General features: G+C 38.7%; 16 protein-coding genes. 15 read left to right on the top strand and 1 reads right to left on the bottom strand.

The annotated features are described in order from the left end of the window. Positions 1-22: 22 nt before the first annotated feature. The 15 genes from BSO02S_RS12995 (at position 23) to BSO02S_RS12925 (ending at position 17,932) form a co-directional block, all read left to right on the top strand. Positions 23-1,702 (top strand): PucR family transcriptional regulator, encoded by a 1,680-nt coding sequence (locus BSO02S_RS12995; protein WP_066067658.1) that lies wholly within the window; start codon positions 23-25, stop codon positions 1,700-1,702. A gap of 50 nt (positions 1,703-1,752) precedes the next feature. Next, positions 1,753-2,136 carry a RidA family protein gene (locus BSO02S_RS12990; protein WP_066067655.1) on the top strand — a complete coding sequence of 128 codons (384 nt, stop codon included), beginning with the start codon at positions 1,753-1,755 and terminating at the stop codon, positions 2,134-2,136. Positions 2,137-2,303: 167 nt separating this feature from the next. Continuing rightward, positions 2,304-3,530: an allantoate deiminase gene (gene allC, locus BSO02S_RS12985; protein WP_066067652.1), complete on the top strand. Its 1,227-nt coding sequence runs from the start codon at positions 2,304-2,306 to the stop codon at positions 3,528-3,530. 35 nt (positions 3,531-3,565) lie between these two features. Then, positions 3,566-4,330, top strand: coding sequence for a (S)-ureidoglycine aminohydrolase (allE, locus tag BSO02S_RS12980; RefSeq protein ID WP_066067649.1), 765 nt, complete (start codon positions 3,566-3,568; stop codon positions 4,328-4,330). Between the two features lie 36 nt (positions 4,331-4,366). Continuing rightward, positions 4,367-5,416 carry an ureidoglycolate dehydrogenase gene (allD, locus tag BSO02S_RS12975; protein WP_066067646.1) on the top strand — a complete coding sequence of 350 codons (1,050 nt, stop codon included), beginning with the start codon at positions 4,367-4,369 and terminating at the stop codon, positions 5,414-5,416. 40 nt (positions 5,417-5,456) lie between these two features. Next, on the top strand, positions 5,457-6,506 hold the full coding sequence (allD, locus tag BSO02S_RS12970; RefSeq protein WP_066067643.1) for an ureidoglycolate dehydrogenase: 1,050 nt from the start codon (positions 5,457-5,459) through the stop codon (positions 6,504-6,506). A 235-nt stretch (positions 6,507-6,741) separates the two neighbouring features. Then, positions 6,742-8,490: an acyl-CoA synthetase FdrA gene (gene fdrA, locus BSO02S_RS12965; RefSeq protein ID WP_066067641.1), complete on the top strand. Its 1,749-nt coding sequence runs from the start codon at positions 6,742-6,744 to the stop codon at positions 8,488-8,490. Positions 8,491-8,543: 53 nt separating this feature from the next. Continuing rightward, entirely contained in the window at positions 8,544-9,824 is a 1,281-nt protein-coding gene (locus BSO02S_RS12960) for a YlbE family protein (RefSeq protein WP_066067638.1), read from the top strand. Further along, the gene (locus tag BSO02S_RS12955; protein ID WP_066067635.1) at positions 9,825-10,724 is read left to right on the top strand and encodes an oxamate carbamoyltransferase subunit AllH family protein; all 900 of its coding nucleotides are present in this window, start codon (positions 9,825-9,827) and stop codon (positions 10,722-10,724) included. It begins immediately after the preceding gene. A 59-nt stretch (positions 10,725-10,783) separates the two neighbouring features. After that, positions 10,784-11,764 carry a carbamate kinase gene (gene arcC / locus BSO02S_RS12950; RefSeq protein WP_066067633.1) on the top strand — a complete coding sequence of 327 codons (981 nt, stop codon included), beginning with the start codon at positions 10,784-10,786 and terminating at the stop codon, positions 11,762-11,764. A 97-nt stretch (positions 11,765-11,861) separates the two neighbouring features. Further along, on the top strand, positions 11,862-13,010 hold the full coding sequence (locus tag BSO02S_RS12945; RefSeq protein WP_066067629.1) for a sensor histidine kinase: 1,149 nt from the start codon (positions 11,862-11,864) through the stop codon (positions 13,008-13,010). Beyond that, complete coding sequence (locus tag BSO02S_RS12940) at positions 13,000-13,704, top strand: response regulator transcription factor (protein ID WP_066067626.1); 705 nt, start codon at positions 13,000-13,002, stop codon at positions 13,702-13,704. The genes BSO02S_RS12945 and BSO02S_RS12940 overlap by 11 nt, the downstream gene beginning before the upstream one ends. A 105-nt stretch (positions 13,705-13,809) precedes the next feature. Further along, on the top strand, positions 13,810-15,588 hold the full coding sequence (locus BSO02S_RS12935) for a LytS/YhcK type 5TM receptor domain-containing protein (protein ID WP_066067623.1): 1,779 nt from the start codon (positions 13,810-13,812) through the stop codon (positions 15,586-15,588). Further along, entirely contained in the window at positions 15,566-16,312 is a 747-nt protein-coding gene (locus tag BSO02S_RS12930) for a LytR/AlgR family response regulator transcription factor (protein ID WP_066067620.1), read from the top strand. Before BSO02S_RS12935 ends, BSO02S_RS12930 begins: the two co-directional genes overlap by 23 nt. Before the next feature lie 321 nt (positions 16,313-16,633). Beyond that, positions 16,634-17,932: an MFS transporter gene (locus tag BSO02S_RS12925; protein ID WP_218010604.1), complete on the top strand. Its 1,299-nt coding sequence runs from the start codon at positions 16,634-16,636 to the stop codon at positions 17,930-17,932. A gap of 67 nt (positions 17,933-17,999) precedes the next feature. Here BSO02S_RS12925 and BSO02S_RS12920 read toward each other — a convergent pair whose 3' ends face one another. Then, complete coding sequence (locus BSO02S_RS12920; protein WP_084375012.1) at positions 18,000-19,268, bottom strand: FAD-dependent oxidoreductase; 1,269 nt, start codon at positions 19,266-19,268, stop codon at positions 18,000-18,002. Between the last annotated feature and the right edge of the window lie 57 nt (positions 19,269-19,325).

Below are 19,325 nucleotides of genomic sequence, written 5' to 3'. Positions count from 1 at the left end.
TGTAGAAAGGTTGCAGCAGCTTATGGAATTCAGAGTAAAAGATTTGCTCCAAATTGTTTCTCTTAAAGATGCTGTAGTACTAAGTGGGCACAACTATTTAAATAAAGTAATTAAAGGTGCCACGATTATGGAAGCCCCCGACATTACTGACTGGTTGAAGGGCGGGGAATTAATTTTAACAAGTCTCTATCCTATCCGTTCTTTTGATAAAGAGGAGCAACAGCAGTTTATTTCTCGTCTGGCGGAAAAAGGGGTAAGTGCACTGGTCATTAAAAATCACCGCTTTGTGACAGAAATTCCAGAGGTAATTGTAAGTGCCGGGGAAAAATCCAAGTTGCCCATTATCCAGCTTCCAAAAGAAATTCCTTATGTTGATGTTATGTATCCGGTTATGGGCGAAATCATGAATAATCAAGTAAAGAAACTCCAGTATTACAAGGAAATTCATGACCGTTTTACTGCATTATCGTTAGCGGATGAGGGACCTGAAAAAATAATTGCCACATTAGAGTTATTAATCGGAAATCCAGTGGCTCTATTTGACCGGAATTTCCATTGTATTTCATCTACGCTTCCCTCCCTGGCGATGTTTGAGATTGTTGAAAAAATCCCTTATTACAATCAAACAGAAGAAATAAAATTCCCGCATTATCGGCAAATTGTCAAATATCCTGAGCTAGCAGGCCAAAAGGGATATCAAATCGTCGTTCCAATCGAAACGATTAACCACATTAAAACCTATTTGTTAATCGGAGAAACAAATAAACCTCTAGAAGAACTTGACTTTATCGCTGTTGAAAATGCATCGACAGCTTTATCGCTGGAATTAGTGAAACAATTTGCCGTAGCAGAAGTAGACAAGAAATTTAAAAATGATTTAATCGGTGAAATAATTGAGGGGAAATACCAATCGAAGACAATGCTTTACCAAAATGCGAATTTAATGGGTTGGAATTTAGAAGGATCCTTTGCAGTTGTATTGTTCAAGATCATCAAAAATAATGAAACACCTTCATCAAGGCTAAAAAATAAACGGGGATTAACCAACCAGCATGAGCCAATAGTATATGAAATTATTCACCGATATTTGCCAAATGGGATTATTGGGAATAAAAGCAGCCAGGTTATTGTGTTATGGAAAATAGAGGAAAGAAATACAAGTGGATGGAAGTGGACCGATTCTATTAAAGAAACAGCAAAAGGCATCCAAGATTTATTAAAAAATCAAATAGGAGATTTCGTGGTACAGGTAGGGATAGGAAGCCTAGCACATAGTATAGATGAAATTCCAATAAGTTTTCAAAAATCCCAGGATGCTTTGGAACTGGGGGAGATTTTGAAAGGGAAAGAAGCCATTACGGCATTTTCTGAACTAGGGATATTTAGGCTCCTTTGCCAATTTGAGGATCCAACTCTTTTGAAACCATTTATCCCGTCCTCACTACAAAAACTACTTCATTACTCGCAAGCAAATAAGAATGATTTGCTGGAAACATTAAAAACCTTTTTAGAGTGTAATCAAAATGCTACGAAAGCGTCCCAGGTTTTATATATACACCATAAAACGGCTGTTTATCGGTTAGATAGGATAAAAGAGATTACCGGGATGAATTTTGAAGACCCAGAGGAAATGTTATCCGTTCGAGTTGGTTTGAAGATAGTAGATCTTCTTGAACGAGAAAATAAAACACATTTGAATTGATATTTTCTTACTAGTATACATTTACTTTGAAATAGGATGGGGGAATTTACATGACTAGAAAAGCTTATACTGCAAAAAATGCCGTTGCTTCCGGACCATATTCACACGCGGTTGACGGTGGGGAATTTATTTATTTATCGGGTCAAACGGCAATGAACACAGTCGGGGCTGACAAGATGACGGGCAATATTGGTGCACAGACAAAGCAGTGTTTTACTAATTTATTCGAGGTGTTAGAAGCGGGAAACCTTACACCAGATGATGTGGTAAAAGTAAATGTGTATCTGACAGATATGAAGAATTTTACCGCAATGAATGAGGTTTATAAAACATTCTTTGCGGATCCGTATCCTGCTAGAACGTGTGTGGCTGTATTAGCGCTGCCGCTTGGTGCGGAGGTAGAAATAGAATTAATTGCAAAGAGAACCTGCTAAATGAGGCCTTCCTTTTTTTATGCTTTTCTAATTATCCACTTTGGACAAAAAATCAAATCATCTTTATCCACTAGTCATAATGATAATTTAACTGAAAATGCTTACACTAAAAGAGGAAAGAAAAAGAAATTTATATCTCTGTAAAATGTTTTTTGGGGGTAAACGCAATGGATGATTTACAAAAAGAAGTAGTTGGAAGACTTGAGTGGCTAGGTGAATTTGGAAAAGATTCAGCTGGCGGAGTTACACGTCTTCTATATTCAAAAGAGTGGACCCAAGCACAGCACGCTTTAAAAGGCTGGATCGAAGAAGAAGGCCTTGAAGCCGGATTTGATGAAATTGGCAATTTATTTGGGACGTTAAAAGGAAAAAATACGAATGAGACAGTTCTTACTGGTTCACACGTAGATACAGTTAAAAATGGCGGCCTATATGATGGCGCGTATGGTGTAGTTGCTGGAATATTGGCATTAAAGTATTTAAAGCAAAAATACGGACAGCCACTGCGTAATATTGAGGTAGTTTCCATGGCAGAAGAAGAGGGCAGCCGTTTCCCTTATGCTTTTTGGGGCTCTAAAAATATCGTAGGTTTAGCTAAGCGCAAAGATGTTGAAACCATTACAGACTTTGATGGAATTCCATTTGTTGAAGCAATGAAAGAGTCAGGCTTTCATTTCAGGGATGAATCAAAAGCACCGCGCAATGATTTAAAAGCATTTGTTGAGGTTCATGTAGAACAAGGCAGCGTCTTAGAAACGGAAAAAATACCAGTAGCGGTTGTCAACAATATTGTTGGCCAAAGACGATTTACTGTTGAAGTAAACGGTGAAGCAAACCATGCCGGTACAACTCCAATGGGATATCGGAAAGACGCACTCTATGCTGCAAGCCAAATGGTTTTTGAAATGATCACAATGGCCAGAGAAGTGGGAGACCCGCTTGTTACTACGGTTGGTAAGATTGAAGCGCAGCCTAACATCGTGAATGTGGTGCCTGGAAAAGCAATTTTTACTATTGATGTCCGCCACACGGATAAAGAGGCACTCGTATCGTTTACCAATCAGTTAACGGCACGAATAAACGAAATTTCAAAAGAGCATGGTGTTGAAACATCCATCGATATGTGGATGGATGCTGATCCAGTTCCAATGGATGCAACAGTAGTGGAATTGATTGAGAATCAATTTAAAGAAAACGGTTTGAATTTTAAGGTAATGCACAGTGGCGCAGGTCATGACTCGCAAATATTTGCTCCATTCGTACCTACGGCCATGCTATTTGTGCCTAGTCACAAAGGAATCAGCCATAACCCGGCTGAATATACAGAGCCTTCAGATTTAGTAGAAGGCGTAAAGGGTCTTATAGGTGCCCTATATGAATTAGGATACAAATAATAGCAAAAATAACATTATAGAGGAGAATAGGAACTATGGGTTATCCAAAAGATTTACTTTCAAGCAGATCAATTATTAAACACGGACTTTATGCATTAATCGCACCAGAAGGTTTGGTAAATAATGTTGTCCCTGGATTTGAAAATTGCTCCATGTCAATTTTAGGTTCACCAAAGCTAGGAGCAAGTTTTGTTGATTATATCATTACCATGCACGAAGGCGGAAAAAACAGTCAAGGCTTCTGCGGTCAAGAAGATGTAGAATCATTTGTTTATGTACTTGAGGGAAAAGTGAAAGCAACTGCAGGCGAACAGGAATATGTACTTGAGGGAAGCGGCTACTTATACTGCCCGCCAGGAGTAAAAATGTATTTGGAAAATCTAGAAGCTGGTGATTCAAGACTTTTCCTATATAAGCAAAAATATAAGCCGCTTGAAGGACGTAAGCCTTGGGTTATTTCAGGGCATGCCAATCAAATTGAATTCAGAGATTATGATGACATGCACAATGTTCATATAAAAGATCTTTTACCAACGGATATTGATTTTGATATGAATTTCCACATTTTATCGTTTGATCCAGCGGCAAGCCATCCATTCATCGAAACTCATGTTCAAGAACATGGAGCATACTTATTGTCTGGTGAGGGTATGTACAATCTTGATAATGAATGGATTCCAGTTAAAAAAGGTGATTACATCTTTATGGGACCTTATGTTCATCAAGCGGCATACGCAGTTGGCAGAGAGCCATTAGCATACGTTTACTCTAAAGATTGCAACAGAGACGCTTCATTATAATTTACAACAAGTTTTTACTAAAAAGTAGGTGCCTAAATGAGAGTTACAAAAGATAAATTAAAGGAACTAATCAAAACTAAGCTTCAAAAGGCGGGACTCAAGGAAGAACATGCTGCAATCTATGCAGATGTCCTTGCGTTCGCTGATGAAAGAGGCATTCATTCCCACGGGGCTATGAGAGTGGAGTATTATGCTGAACGAATAGCAAAAGGTGGAATCAATACAAATCCCGACTTTAAATTTGAAAAAACGGGTCCATGCACTGGAGTATTTCATAGTGACGGCGGTGCCGGTACTGTCGCAGCAAAATTAGCGATGAATGAAGCGATTAAAATTGCAAAAGAAAATGGCGTTGCCATCGTAGGCGTCAAGGATATGTCCCATAGTGGTGCCATCTCCTATTTTACTCAACAAGCAATAGCAGCAGATTTAATTGGATTTACCGTTTGCCAATCCGATCCAATGGTTGTTCCCTTTGGCGGGGCTGAGCCTTATTATGGCACCAACCCAATTGCCTTTGCTGCACCAAGTAGTGATGGCAGAAATATCTCATTGGATATGGCAACAACCGTTCAAGCATGGGGTAAAATCCTGCATGCAAGATCAAAAAATGAGGCAATTCCTGATACATGGGCAGTGGATCAAAATGGAGAGCCAACAACAGATCCGATGAAAGTAAACGCACTGTTGCCAATCTCTGGTCCTAAAGGTTATGGCCTAGGAATGATGGTTGATGTCCTTTCTGGAATTCTTCTAGGACTTCCCTTTGGAAATAAGGTTTCTTCCATGTATGAAAATCTATCGGAATATCGGAAACTAGGTCAGCTTCATATTGTGATTAACCCAGCATTCTTTACTGGATTAACAGAATTTAAGCAAAATATTTCCAATACAATGGAAGATCTTAATGGGATTAAACCCGCTTCTGGTTTTTCAAAAGTTCTCTACCCTGGGCAAAATAATGATGTCGTTATAGCAGAGTACAAGGAAAATGGGATTGAAATCGTTGATGATATTTATGAATATTTAATCTCCGATACGATCCATAACAATCAATATGATAATAAAAACCCATTTGCCGAATAGTTTCGCAAGATAAATTTAATAATCAAATGAGGTGCAAGGGATGAGGGTAACAAAAGAGCAATTAAAAGAATTGATTGTTTCAAAACTTCATAAAGCTGGATTAACTGTGGACCATGCTGGTATTGTTGCCGATGTTCTTGTTCATGCGGATGCACGAGGATATCACTCTCATGGGGCTATGCGGGTAGAATATTACGCTGAAAGAATTGCAAAGGGTGGTACAACTCATAATCCGAATTTTGAGTTTACGAAAACAGGCCCATGCACAGCCGTTTTCGATGGTGATAATGGAGCAGGTCAAGTTGTGGCCAAATTAGGGATGGATGAAGCGATTAAAATGGCTAAGGAAAATGGGATTGCAATTGTAGGCATGAGACGCTTGGGACATAGTGGTGCCCTATCATACTTTGTACAACAAGCTGCTGATAAAGACTTGGTTGCGATTTCCCTTTGTCAATCTGACCCAATGGCAGTACCATTTGGTGGAGCTGAACCTTATTATGGCACGAACCCTATTGCATTTGCGGCTCCTGGAAAGAATGGAGAACATATTATTATCGATATGGCAACAACCGTTCAGGCATGGGGGAAAATTCTTGATGCCAGATCCAAAAATAAACCTATTTCTGAAGGCTGGGCTGTGGATAGCGAAGGCGCTGGTACAACAGATCCATTTAAAGTGAATGCATTATTGCCAATCGCAGGTCCAAAAGGATACGGGTTAATGATGATGGTCGACGTATTATCCGGCATCCTATTAGGTCTTCCATTCGGAAAAAATGTTAGTTCGATGTATCATGATTTAACTGAAGGTAGAAATCTAGGTCAGCTGCATATTGTCATTGATCCAGAACGTTTTGCAGGAATTAATGCCTTCAAAGAAAGTGTTGCTCAGACAATGAAAGATCTGAATACTATTAAGCCAGCTACAGGATTCGATAAAGTATACTATCCTGGGCAAAGAAGTGCAGAAAGAGAAAATAAATCAGAAGTAGACGGCATTGAAATTGTCGATCATATTTATGAATATTTAACGTCGGACGTTGTTCACAACAATGCTTATGATAATAAAAGCCCTTTTGCAAAATAATCGTAAATAAATTCTTTTAAAAGGGCGGCTTCCATTTATAGCCGCTCTTTTAAAATTGCTAAAGAGTGAAAATTCATAAGAGTATAACAAGCAAAGTTTTAACGAATTTTTAATGTAAAGGTGTTGTTTTTTATTACATTGCAAGGGAAAAAAACTTACCATTACAGAGGAACTAATGATTTAAATTACCGCTTATTATGGAAGCGAAAAATAAAATAAAGAGGTGCATTCATTAATGCTTTATACGATTATCAAAGAGAATTCCTACCAGGATTCAGTAAACCTGATGCTTCTCACCAATAAAATTTCTACTATGGACGGAATTAACAAAGTCCAAATTATGATGGGTACTCCTGCTAATAAAGATATCTTCAAAACATCTGGCCTTTCTACTGAAGAGCTTGGCAAAGCTGCTGCGAATGATATGTGTATTGTTGTAGATACAGATTCAGAAGAAAAAATTCAAGAAGTTCTTGACGAGGTTGATCAATATTTAAATAATCAATCAATCAGCAATAGTAAACAAGAGTTTGAATCCGTACGGACATGGGATAAGGCACTTAAAGCGTTACCAAATGCCAACATTGCTTTAATTTCCACTCCAGGACAATATGCTGCTGAAGAAGCAGAAAAAGCACTTGATAATGATATGCATGTTCTTATCTTTAGCGATAACGTAACAATCGAGGATGAGCGCCGAATTAAAGAAAAAGCGCATGAAAAAGGTCTGCTAGTTATGGGTCCTGACTGTGGTACTGAAATTGTCTCTGGTGTACCGCTTGCATTCGCAAACGTAGTGAAACAAGGAAATATTGGTCTTGTTGGTGCTTCAGGAACAGGTATTCAAGAAGTAACTGTCCAAATTGACCGTCTCGGCGGTGGAGTAACTCATGCAATCGGAACAGGCGGACGTGATCTTTCTGATAAAATTGGCGCCATTACCATGATAGATGCGATTAAAGGGCTGGCGGCACATAAGCAAACAGAAGTGATTGGAATCATTTCAAAACCACCTGCAAAAGAAGTGCGTGATCAAGTTGTTGAATTGCTTCAAAGTTTATCAAAACCTGTTGTTGCCATCTTCCTTGGTGAAGACCCGCACAACCATGAAGGAAATATCTATTACGCAAATACACTTGAGGAAACTGCCGCTATTGCCTTAGATCTTGCAAAGGGTAATCCTGTAAAACCAAACTATAATAAAATCACTGGTGAAGTATCTGCTGTAAACCTAAAACCAGAACAAAAAACAATCAAAGGACTTTATTCCGGCGGAACGCTTGGATATGAAGCAGCCACTCTTATCAGCAGAGGTCTTGGCCTTGGGAAAAGTAATTCTCACGAGGAAGGTTACCTGTTAAAGACAAACGGTTTTGAAGTAGCCGACCTAGGTGACGATATCTATACACAAGGTAAGCCGCATCCAATGATTGACCCTGATACAAGAATCAAATTCTTCCAAAAGGCTGCTGAGGATGAGTCTACAGCAATTATTCTTTTCGATGTTGTTCTTGGTTACGGTTCTCATGAAGATATGGCTGGTGCTTTACTTCCAGGTATTCAAAAGATCCAAAACGATGCAAAAGCAAAAGGTAGAACAATTTACTTTGTTGCAACTGTATGTGGTACAGAACAAGATCCACAAAATATCGCGGAGCAAAAATCAAAACTTGAAAATGCTGGTGTCATTATAAAAGATAGTAATAACCAAGCGATTCGTACGGCTCTTGCTATGATTGATATTCATGTAGAAGAAATGGATAAAGAAATGGTTCCAGCTGCTAAGAAAGCGGCGGACCAAGATATCACTACTTCTTCTGCGATTGAGAAATTATTAAATGAAAAACCAAGCGTTATTAATGTTGGTTTAAAGAAATTTACTTCTGCAATTACTGAAAACGGCGGCAAGGTTGTACAATTCGACTGGCGTCCAGTTGCCGGCGGAAATGAAAGAATGCGCAAAGTCTTAAGTGTACTTCGCTAAACCAAAGGGTAACCGAACTTGCACTAACATTGAATTTTCAGGAGGAAAGTATAATGTACGGACAATTTAAAACAATTGATGAAGCAAATAGAGCGGTAATCGATAATGTTGTATCAAGCTCACCATTTTTAGTGGATGTTGTTCTAGCTAAATCTGTGATTAAAGAATTAAATGGAAAAGTATTACTTCATGCGGGACCACCTATCAAATGGGAAAACATGACAAGTCCGATGCAAGGATCTTGTGTAGGAGCGACCCTTTTTGAGGGTTGGGCTTCGAACGCTGACGAAGCATTTGCAATGCTTAAAAATGGCGAAATTGAATTCATTCCATGTCATCATGTTGATGCAGTCGGCCCAATGGGGGGAATCACATCCGGGAGCATGCCACTTCTTGTTGTAGAAAATCGTAGCGGCGGAAATCGCGCATATTGCACAATGAATGAAGGAATTGGTGCAGTTCTTCGTTTCGGTGCCTATTCACAGGAAGTAATAAACCGCCTTGGATGGTTTAGAGATGTACTTGGTCCTGTCATTTCTAAAGCACTTAAAGTAAAAGGCGACGGCTTAAACGTGAACGTTGCGATGGCAAAAGCAATTACAATGGGAGATGAGTTCCACCAACGTAATATTGCCGGTTCACTAATTTTTCTAAAAGATATTGCTCCATATATTATACAAACAGATGCAGCTGATAAAGATAAGCAAGACGTTATTCAATTCTTAGCTGATACTGACCAGTTCTTCTTGAATATTGCGATGGCAACAAGTAAAGCAGTTATGGATACAGCTCGTCAAATTCAACATGGTACTGTTGTAACAGCAATGTGCCGTAACGGTTACGAATTTGGTATCCGTATTGCCGGTATGGGTGATCAATGGTTCACTGCGCCAGTTAATACACCACAAGGTCTATTCTTTACGGGCTATGATCAAGAAATGGCTTGTCCTGACATGGGTGATAGTGCAATCACTGAAACATTCGGTGTAGGTGGTTTTGCAATGATCGCTGCTCCTGGTGTTACACGCTTCGTAGGTGCTGGCGGCTTTGATGATGCCCTTAAAACAAGTAATGACATGATGGAAATTTGTATCGATCATAACTCAAACTTCTCCATTCCAACTTGGGATTTCAAAGGTTCTTGTCTTGGAATCGATGCAAGGAAGGTTGTTGAAACTGGAATTGAGCCAGTAATCAACACTGGTATTGCACATAAAGAAGCAGGTGTCGGCCAAATCGGTGCAGGTACCGTTCGTGCTCCATTAGCCTGCTTTGAAAAAGCTATTGATGCTTATGCAGTTAAACTTGGTTTAATTGAACCAGCAGCAGAATAAATGAGGAAAAGTACTCTTTTTGGAGAGGAATATAGTGATCTAATTCCTCTCCTTCTTTGTAAAAAGGGCAATGGTCATGTTCATAGTATTTTTAAAAATGGCTTTAATATTAAAATGGATGACTCTCTCGTTTTTATTGGCAATAAAAAAAACGGGCTGCTTCCATTTGGAATTCATCTTCTAGAAGAAGACACTTTAAGGGCTGTTTCAGTCGTGAATAACGGAGAAACCGTTTTCTGGAATGCGGAAACGAATTCCTTAGAATTTCGGGCCATGTCAATCAGCCTTGATAAGGGCAAAAGTTTTAAAAATGAATTATCTCCTCTAAAAAACAATCGGGTCCTTGAAGCCAGTTTTGAAAGGCTTTGTTCACAGCTAACAACAGTGGATGCATTAACTGGATTGGATGTTGATATTAAACTATTTTTAAATAGATTTAATGATGTCGGCGAAAAGAAGTGGTTCGCATCTGAATCCTATTTGGTTATGTTGATTGAAGTGGTAATGTCGAGTGACCATTATTTAATTGAGAAGACTCTTAGGTTTTTCCTTGGCAGAGGAAAAGGCCTGACTCCATCAGGTGACGACATGATCGTCGGGTTATTAGCTTTTGATGCCACTTCCCATTTTATCTCTGCACTATTTTACAAACAGCTTTCAGAGCTGCTGGAGAGTGAACCAATCACAACGGATGTAAGCAGGGAATACTTAAGGTATGCCATTCGGCATGAATTTGGCTCAACCGTTACCGAGTTGGTGAACTCACTTGCCAGCGGTGATAATTCTACCTTCAATAAGGCCTTTCAGAACTTGCTTGAAGTCGGCCACAGTTCGGGATTGGATACATTATTTGGCATTCTTATCGGGATGCTGGCCTTTAAAAACCCAAATGAGCATTAAAGTAAAGCGAAGCAAACAACAAGAATTAAATTATATTACAACATTGGAGAGATGTTTATATGAGTAAAATCGTTTTAGCCATTGGCGGCAATGCAATTATTAAAGAAGGACAAAAGGGTACAATTGAAGAGCAAAAAAATAATATTAATGAAAGCTGTGAGCCTGTACTAGGGTTAATCGAACAAGGCCACACGGTTGTCATCACTCATGGCAATGGTCCGCAAGTAGGTAATACGTTAATTAAAGGCCAAATGGCTGAATCAGTTGTCCCAGTCTATCCCTTAGATGTTTGCGATGCAGAAACTCAAGGTAACTTAGGTTATTTAATCCAGCAGGCATTTAGAAATAAAATGGTTGAGCGTAATATTAATAAGACTGTCGCTACCGTTGTTACGCAGGCAGTTGTTTCTAAAGATGATCCAGCATTTGATGCCCCTACTAAACCAATTGGACCGTTTTATTCAAAAGAAGAAATGGAAGAAATCCTTAAAAATGAAAAACTGACTTTTATTGAAGATAGCGGCAGAGGGTATAGACGTGTAGTAGCGTCTCCAAAACCGATTAAAATTGTTGAAAAAGACGCGATTGAAGCATTACTTGAAAAGGACATTACCGTTATTACAGCTGGAGGCGGCGGAATTCCTGTTGTAGAGAATAACGGGATGCTTGAAGGTACTGAGGCAGTAATTGATAAAGATTTTGCCAGTGCATTATTGGCTGCCGAAATCAATGCAGATTATTTATTTATCTTAACTGGCGTTGAACAGGTTGCGATTCATTTCGGCACACCACAGCAACAAAACTTATTAGAAATGACAGCGGATGATGCCATCCGTTATATGGAAGAAGGCCATTTTCCAAAAGGCAGCATGGGTCCGAAAATTGAGGCGGCCATTTTATTTTTACAAAAAGGCGGTAAAAACGTGATCATTACATCCATTGATAAGCTTCAGGATGCTATTGAAGGAAAAACTGGTACACGTATCGTAATGAGTAGTGAAGCAGCAGATGAAACTTCAAACTTAGTAACAATGAGCTAATTATAGATTTCCAACCCCTGTATGTAAAACATATAGGGGGTTTTTAATAATATGGGCATTTTAATAGTAAGGATGGAAAAATGAGGGGGAGCATCTTATGAAGGAGTCTGAGGTTGAATTTGCAATGATAAATAAAGAACCATTCAATATTTCGGAATATAAGGATCAGCATGCCCGGCTAAATGCTGTGTTTAGAAGTATGACTGAAGGAATCATCCTAATCGATAACAATAAAAATATTGTTTATCAAAATGAATTTATTAATAATTCTCTTTTTCACAACATGGGTATAGAAGACCTTAAAACAGAAATGGATTTAATTGCTTTTTTACAGCAGTTAAGTGTTTCGAAAAATAAAAAGGTAGATCAGTTATTACAATCAGAGGATATAACTGTAAAAATAACGCTTGAGGATGGGAATCAGCTAAAGTATATAATGTTGAACAAATTTAGTGTGTATTCTGACACAGGCTATATTGGTAATGGGTACTTGCTTCGTGACATTACGAAAGAGGAAGAGATTGACCAGTTAAAAAGTAATTTAATTACAATTGCCAGTCATGAATTTAAGACACCGATTACAAGCATCCGCGGCAGTGTAGAAACATTAATGAGAAAAGATGCTGAGTGGGACGAAGATTTCAAATTAGAGCTTTTACAGGGAATCCATGAGGATATTTTGCATTTGCAGGATTTAATTTCCGTTTGGTTCGATATCAAGAAAATTGAAATGGGGACGATGTCTTTAAATAAAGGTTATTTTCCTATTTCTCAATTGATATCAAATACCTTAGACCAGCTGCCCCGCGAAATAGCAGATAGCAATAAGGTCAGTTTTAACGCAGATAATATTTCAGAGATTCCCTTGCTTTATGGGGATAAAAAGCGCCTGCAGCAAGTACTGCTAAATTTGATTATGAATGGACTAGTCCACAATGACTCGCCAGAGAAAAAGGTTTTCTTAACGGCTGAGGCCGGTTCAGAGGATGTATTTATTCATGTTAAGGATAACGGAATCGGTATTTCAAAGGAACTTTCCAAAAAAATTTTTGATCGCTTTTTTAGAGTTGATAATTCGCCACAGCGGAAAACGGGAGGAACGGGTCTCGGTTTGTCGATTTGCCTGGGTTTAATGAAAGAACATGATGGAGATATTCTAGTTGATAGCGAACCTGGAAAGGGGAGTATTTTTACAATGAAGTTCCCGATTGATGCGAAAGAACCAGGAGGTCATTATGAATCATAAAATCGCAATCGTAGATGACGAGCCTAAAATTGTCCGATTCATAAAGGCGAACTTACTATCTCTTGGATATAAAGTAGTAACGTTTTCAGATGGTGAACAGTTCCTTGAAAATTTTGATCTGCATAAGCTTGATTTAATCCTCTTGGATATTATGATGCCGAACATGGATGGATTCACCGTTCTAGAAAGGCTGCGGAAATTTTCTAATGTTCCTGTCATTGTCTTAACTGCACGCAGTAATTCCAATGATTTGGTGGAGGGTTTTGAGCGTGGGGCCGATGATTATTTAACGAAGCCATTTTCGCTTGAAGAATTATTTGCCAGGGTAAAAGCCGTTTTACGTAGGTCCTCCCATTTGGAGCAGACAGTTCATGAGGATAAGAAGATTACTATTGGCAGGATTCACATAAATCTTGCTCAAAAACGTGTGTATGTGGATGAGAAGGAGATGCGCTTTACCAATACGGAATATTTGATTTTAGAGCACCTTGCCATTCATACAGACAAAATTGTCAGTCATGAGCAAATTCTTGTAACGGTTTGGGGGGCGGAATACCGCGATGAAGTTGAGTATTTACGTGTCGCCATTGCTAGAATTCGGAAAAAGCTAAAGGATGCTGGGTGTACGGATATCTCCAAGGTCATTTGTACATATCCTGGTATTGGGTATTCACTTGTAACAACGGTGAAATAGAAAAGACGGCCTGCGCTGTCTTTTTTAGGGATTAGGGGAAACTTAGCACAAAACATACGGTCCATATTAAGTTACTTAGGACTTTGAAAAATAGGAGAAGTTTCTATGTTAGATCTAATAAGCCAGCTGATTTGGCGGATGTGCATGATTGTTACGATTGCATTCCTGATTACTCGGCTAACTCTCTTTAGACAAATGATTTACCAGCACTTAAGCTGGAAAGGTAAAATTGTGATGATTTTTGTATTTGGTTTATTTGGCATAATAGGCAATTATACAGGGATTGAAATCCATCCCGATATTTCCAAAATCGTATCAAAAGGAGAAGCCTATAATCTAGACTCCTTTAAGGCGATTGCAGATACTCGTAATATAGGTGTAATTATTGGCGGGCTCTTTGGCGGCCCAGCAGTCGGATTGGGTGCTGGAATTATCGCAGGCGGACACCGATATCTATTAGGCGGATTTATTAATACGGCTACTTTTATTCTGACGATATTAGGTGGATTAACAGCAGGTTGGATCAATCGGAAAATTACCATTAAAGAACGAATGCAGCCGCCGCTTATTTTATTGATAAGTGTTTTAATCTTATTCCTGCAAATTATTTTAATCCCTGTTTTTACGAAATCACATAACGTGGCTTTGCTATTAATTCAATTCACTGGATTACCGATTATCATTGTAAATGGAATTGGAATTTGGATCTGTGCATTAATCTTCTATAGTGTGGTACGCGAAGAAGAAAAAGCAAAGGCCATTCAAACCCAAAAGGCATTATTTATCGCAAATAAAACATTGCCATTTTTTCGCAGGGGGTTCAATGTGCATTCATGCGAAAAGGTAGCACAAATACTATGTACATATACAAAGGCTGATTCTGTAGCCATTACCGATTTAACTGATGTTTTAACCCATGTTGGTGAAGGGAAAGAATATGGACACTTACTGCGGTACGTTGATCAAGACGCAGTAAAAGAGGTACTCCAAAATGGGGAAATACATACCTTAAAAGCGATAAACTTGAAAAATAGTAATTGTCCATTGAAAGCAGTCATTATTGTCCCATTGGTAGTGGGCGAAAAACCTGTAGGTACATTCAAATTATATTATAAGAAGCCATTTAAAATGAATGAAGCGGAACTAGAATTAGCGGAAGGTTTACTCATGTTGTTTTCAACCCAGTTAGAAATAGGTGATGCTGAACGGCATAAAGAATTGCTGCAAAATGCAAAAATTAAAGCATTACAAGCTCAAATTCACCCTCATTTTCTTTTTAATTCGATTAATGTGATTTCCGCTCTTTGTAAAAGAGATCCTTTGTTTGCGAGATCGCTATTACTTCACTTAAGTACTTTTCTTCGCAATAATACGAGTGCGGCAAGTCAGACTTTAATCCCCATTGAGAAGGAGATGGAGACTCTAAATGCTTATTTTAATTTAGTACAAGCACGTTTTCCGGAGCGTTTTACCATTAAAACAACGGTACATCCAAGCGTTAATATGGCATTAATCCCTCCGTTCACCATTCAACCTCTTGTTGAAAATGCAATTGTTCATGGATTTTCACAACGACGTAAACAGGAAACCATTGAAATTACGATAGACATTGAGGAAGAAAGTTTCCTTAGACTTTTAATTAAAGATAATGGTCAAGGAATTCCTAGCGAAAGGCTAAAGCTTATTGGCAGTGAAACCATTCCCTCAAATAAAGGGACAGGGATAGCGTTACAAAATATTAGGGAGAGGCTATCATTAGTGTTTGGTTCAGAAGCTTTTTTTTCTATAGACAGCAAGGTTAACAGTGGAACAAACATTACAATCATTGTTCCCCTCCAATATGAAAGGAAGGAAGAGTCTTGTGATAAGAGCTTTCTTGGTTGAGGATGAGTTGTTTGCTAGAGAAGACCTTAAGGACATACTTTCTCAAAGTAATAAAATAGAGGTAGTAGGAGAAGCAGATGAAATAGAAGCTGCTATTTTGGGGATTCATCAATTGGAGCCCGAAGTTATTTTTTTGGACATTCATTTGGCAAATGGAAGTGGAATTGAATTAGCTCAAAAACTCCGTTTATTAAAAAAGCCGCCTTTCATTGTTTTTGCAACAGCATTCGAGGAGTATGCAATCAAAGCTTTTGAGCTTGATGCCGTCGATTATATTTTAAAGCCATTTGATGAAAAAAGAATTGAACAAACCCTTGAAAGAATAGCAGAGTGGCATCAATTAAAAAAGGAAGACGACCAATCACAGCCGGTTAAAGAAGCGAAGTCGAGTCTAAAAATAAATAAGCTAGCGGTGGTTAAAGATGAGCGGATTATCTTGGTGGATATCGATAATATTCTCTATATCGGAACAGAAAATCGCCAAGTATTTGTAAAAGCAGTAAATGATAAGTACATCATTGATACAAATTTATATGAAATAGAACAAAAATTAGAAAATCATTCTTTTCTGAGAGTACATCGTGGCTATATTATCAACCTAAAATATGTGAGTGAAATAGAACAATGGTTTAATGGCACCTATAATTTAATTTTTTGTGATGGTTCCAAAGTTCCAGTTAGTCGCTCCTATGCTAAAACCGTTCGCCAATACTTAGGTTTTTAACCAAATTCGATAATTGTGGCTGTTTTTATTTTATCTTTATATTTAGATGGAAAGTTTAATGTTTTTTCAACCCCCTTTTAATGCTTTTTTAACTTTACTCACTGCACTTCGTATGTATTTGAAGGCGTTTTATATCTAATTATGTTCATTTCGTGACTAATATAACAAAATGTCCAACCATTTATATATCATGAATTTAGGGAATAGTTAAAAACCGTTTTCGAAAAGATGAGGGATTAGAATTTATAGTTATTCTCGAGAAAATGAAATCGTTTTATTTATAGACGCAAATCTACGAAGGTATTTAAGGGGGGGATTTTGGTGAGTGACTTATCTCAAGTACAGCCAAAGAAAAAATGGAAGGTTCGCTATTCAATTTTATTAGTTCTATGGTTATGTTGGTTATTTTCATTTCTTGATCGGATGGTTATTACGATTGCCCTGCCATTTATCGGGGAAGACCTTAACTTAAATAAGACAGCTCAAGGATTACTATTAAGTATGTTCTTTGCCGGCTATGCATTGTTCCAGATTCCCGGCGGGATGCTATCAGATAAATTTGGTTTCCGTCGGATAGTAAGTGTTGGTATTGTTTGGTGGTCTATTTTTACATCTTTAACAGGGGTAATTTTCTCTTATCCTCTTTTCTTATTGGTTCGTTTTGTCTTCGGTTTGGGTGAAGCCTGTTTACCGGGTGGAACGTACAAAGCAATTGCTACCTACTTTCCAAGTAAGCAGCGTGGAACAGCCACGGGGATTCAATCAACCGTAAATACGCTTGGACCGGCAATTGCAGCGGTTGTGGCAGCAGCAATCATCGGGTTATATGGATGGCGTGTTGTCTTTATCGTAATGGGGATTCCAGGATTAGCAATCGGTATTTATATTTGGTTTAAGTTTAAAGATAATCCAAAAGATCATCCTAAAATAACCAAAGAGGAACTTGCGGAGTTAGACGAAGATATAGTGGTGGAGAACGCTTCTGGGAAAAAGAAATCTGATGTATCTTTCAAGGAACTATTAAAAAAGCCAATTTTGTGGCAAATGGCACTTATTTGGTTCTTCTTTGATATTACATTTTGGGGCTTTACCTCATGGCTTCCATCTTATCTGATCAACGAAAAAGGTCTCTCTTTAATGAAGACAGGTATCTATAGTGCATTACCGTATTTAGTAGGAACAGTAGCAATCGTTCTAGGAGGGTATATATCCGATAGAATGAAAGGAAATCGAAAATGGGTATTTATCCCGAACGCATTAGCTGGAGGTTTAGCGTTATATTTAATGTTCCAAGCTTCATCCTTAACAATGGTTATCATTTACCAATGTCTTGCTGCATTCTTTATGTTCCTAGCTCAAGGGGGATTCTGGGCGCTGGTCGTTGACAGTCTTCCTGCAAAAATTATGGCATCCGGTTCAGCGACAGTTAACTGTTTAGGATCGATTGCAGGTTTCATTTCTCCATTCTTAATGGGTTACATGATTGATTCAACCGGCTCATTCAATTCATCATTCATTATGATGATTGTGGCTCTAGTAATTGCAGCCGGTATCGCGTTTACTATTTCCGGGAAGCCAAAAGAGGAACCAGTAAATCTAGCCCCTAAACTCGGCGCATAATAAATAGAAAGTGGCCTGCCCTTGCTGCATTAACGAATGATGCGAGGGGCAGGCCATTTTTTATATTTTAACTATATTGCGGGCGTAGTTTTGAGCGCTTATTAACATGCTGCTCGGCACTTAATGCGGCAATTGCTCCATCCGCTGCAGAAATAACCGCTTGTTTAATCGGTGTCCTTCTAGCGTCCCCGCCGGCAAAGACACCATCAACATTGGTACGGAGAAGATCATCGACCATGACGTAGCCTTCCTCATCGCGCATCACTGAGCCTTTTAAGAAATCTGTTCCAGGCATCATTCCGCCAAGGTATAAGAAAATCCCATCGACATCCCAAACTTGTTCCACTCTTTTATCAGTAAGGACAATGACTTTTTCAACACTATCGGTTCCGGTGATTTCTCTGACACGATGACGTTTGTAGATTTCAACCTTTGGATTATTTTCTAATAAAGTGAAATCAACGTCGCCTTTTAATTCAGTTGGAATTAACAATTTTACTGTTTTACAATACTTGGCCAAGTTTTGCGCCTCATGGATGGCTTCATCATTATCACCGACAACGGCGACTACCTGATCTTGATAGAATGCCGCATCGCAGGTCGAACAATAGCTGACACCGCGGCCGGTAAATTCCTCTTCCCCCTTAATCTTACTTGAGGGAGCCTTCGCGCCAACGCCAATAAAGACGCTTTTCGCCTTGATTCTACCTTCAGCTAGTTCAATCAGTTTGATTTCATCTGAAAAATCAACGGAAAGTACCGTCGAGCGCACGAATTCTGCTCCAAAATCTTTTGCCTGTGCCTGCATTCTCGTTAACAGCTCAAGACCGGTTAATTCCTCACGGACACCTGGATAGTTGGCAATCTTATGGGTGATTGCCAGCGTTCCGGCTTTCGGGGCTTTATCAATCACTAATGTTTTTAATTTCCCACGTGCAGCGTAAACAGCAGCCGAAGCACCGGCAGGCCCGCCGCCGATGGTGACGAAATCATATACTTCCTCGAGTATTTTTTCGCTAACTGGTTGAAAAATTGAATCTGCGTTTTCTATGTTTGTTTCGGCTTGAGGAGTGGTGGTAGCCATGGGAGATTGATCTTCTGTCAGCCCAAGCAGTTTATTGAACTTTTTCTCCTGGAAGCCTAGTACAAGCTTGCCATTAATCAATGTTGCCGGCGTACCAAATATTTTCCGTTCTTTTAATTGGTCAAAATATTCCTTATGTATGGATGCATTACGCTCTTCAAATTCAATTCCTTGACCTTTTAAAAACGATTTTACTTTTTCACAATACGGGCAGCCAGTACTGCTATAAACGATAACTTCAGGTGCAGACATTTTAGCAAACCTCCATTTAATAAGTTTTAGATACTATTATAATAATATGAATATTAT

It is taken from the genome of Neobacillus soli NBRC 102451 (assembly GCF_001591665.1).
Taxonomy (GTDB): domain Bacteria; phylum Bacillota; class Bacilli; order Bacillales; family Cytobacillaceae; genus Neobacillus; species Neobacillus soli.
Note: the sequence above shows the minus strand (reverse complement) of the source record. Positions and strands in the feature narration are given on the sequence as shown.

Bases quoted from the DNA above. Each gene is read 5' to 3' on its own strand.
- BSO02S_RS12920 (WP_084375012.1), bottom strand. From the start codon at position 19,268: ATGTCTGCACCTGAAGTTATCGTTTATAGCAGTACTGGCTGCCCGTAT.
- allE (WP_066067649.1), top strand. From the start codon at position 3,566: ATGGGTTATCCAAAAGATTTACTTTCAAGCAGATCAATTATTAAACAC.
- BSO02S_RS12960 (WP_066067638.1), top strand. From the start codon at position 8,544: ATGTACGGACAATTTAAAACAATTGATGAAGCAAATAGAGCGGTAATC.
- allC (WP_066067652.1), top strand. From the start codon at position 2,304: ATGGATGATTTACAAAAAGAAGTAGTTGGAAGACTTGAGTGGCTAGGT.
- BSO02S_RS12945 (WP_066067629.1), top strand. From the start codon at position 11,862: ATGAAGGAGTCTGAGGTTGAATTTGCAATGATAAATAAAGAACCATTC.
- BSO02S_RS12940 (WP_066067626.1), top strand. From the start codon at position 13,000: ATGAATCATAAAATCGCAATCGTAGATGACGAGCCTAAAATTGTCCGA.
- BSO02S_RS12955 (WP_066067635.1), top strand. From the start codon at position 9,825: ATGAGGAAAAGTACTCTTTTTGGAGAGGAATATAGTGATCTAATTCCT.
- fdrA (WP_066067641.1), top strand. From the start codon at position 6,742: ATGCTTTATACGATTATCAAAGAGAATTCCTACCAGGATTCAGTAAAC.
- BSO02S_RS12990 (WP_066067655.1), top strand. From the start codon at position 1,753: ATGACTAGAAAAGCTTATACTGCAAAAAATGCCGTTGCTTCCGGACCA.
- BSO02S_RS12995 (WP_066067658.1), top strand. From the start codon at position 23: ATGGAATTCAGAGTAAAAGATTTGCTCCAAATTGTTTCTCTTAAAGAT.
- BSO02S_RS12935 (WP_066067623.1), top strand. From the start codon at position 13,810: ATGTTAGATCTAATAAGCCAGCTGATTTGGCGGATGTGCATGATTGTT.
- allD (WP_066067646.1), top strand. From the start codon at position 4,367: ATGAGAGTTACAAAAGATAAATTAAAGGAACTAATCAAAACTAAGCTT.
- arcC (WP_066067633.1), top strand. From the start codon at position 10,784: ATGAGTAAAATCGTTTTAGCCATTGGCGGCAATGCAATTATTAAAGAA.
- allD (WP_066067643.1), top strand. From the start codon at position 5,457: ATGAGGGTAACAAAAGAGCAATTAAAAGAATTGATTGTTTCAAAACTT.